This is a genomic window from Vibrio sp. 1562, from assembly GCF_033340155.1.
In the GTDB taxonomy this organism is placed as follows: domain Bacteria; phylum Pseudomonadota; class Gammaproteobacteria; order Enterobacterales; family Vibrionaceae; genus Vibrio; species Vibrio alginolyticus.
The window spans coordinates 1-501 of record NZ_JAWOVY010000857.1 but is presented as its reverse complement, the minus strand read 5'-3'; the positions used below and the strand labels follow the sequence as shown (position 1 = coordinate 501).

Genomic DNA, 501 nt, shown 5'->3' with positions numbered 1-501 from the left:
CTACAATGGCGATAAGATTGGTCAAGGTAAAGCAAACGCTTGTAACTACCTGCGTGAGCATCCAGAAATCGCGAAGACAATCGATACCAAACTGCGTGAAATGCTACTTTCTCCAGCTCAACCAGAAGCACCTGCTGCCGGTGAGAAGCCTGAGCAAGAAGAAGAGTTTTAATCTTCTGATAAACTAAAAATAAAGCCCTGCGTTGCAGGGCTTTGTTGTATTTGTCGAAATCAAAATCGAAGAAATTTAAGGCAAACGAAAAGCCTGTACAGCCAAATTACCTTTAGGATCACTATGTACCAAAAGCGACAAGCACCGACGCTATCTAGCAAAGAAGCCGCGATTCAGTTACTTAGTCGTCGAGATCATGGCTTATATGAGCTCCATCAAAAGCTTGCGATGAAAGGCTATGAAGAGGCTGATATTGAAGCTGCGATTAACTTTTGTTTAGAACACAATTATTTGGATGACTTGCGTTACGCCAAAAGCCAAGTGCGTCA

The 501-nt window shown here is 42.7% G+C and carries 1 protein-coding gene and 1 pseudogene; both read left to right on the top strand.

Annotated elements, in window-relative coordinates:
- Window positions 1-172, top strand: a pseudogene (locus R7Z49_RS28065) (recombinase RecA); the annotation flags it as partial.
- Window positions 173-295: 123 nt separating this feature from the next.
- Window positions 296-501, top strand: a 206-nt coding sequence (locus R7Z49_RS28060; protein ID WP_318112935.1) for a regulatory protein RecX, incomplete at its 3' end; no start/stop codon positions are given.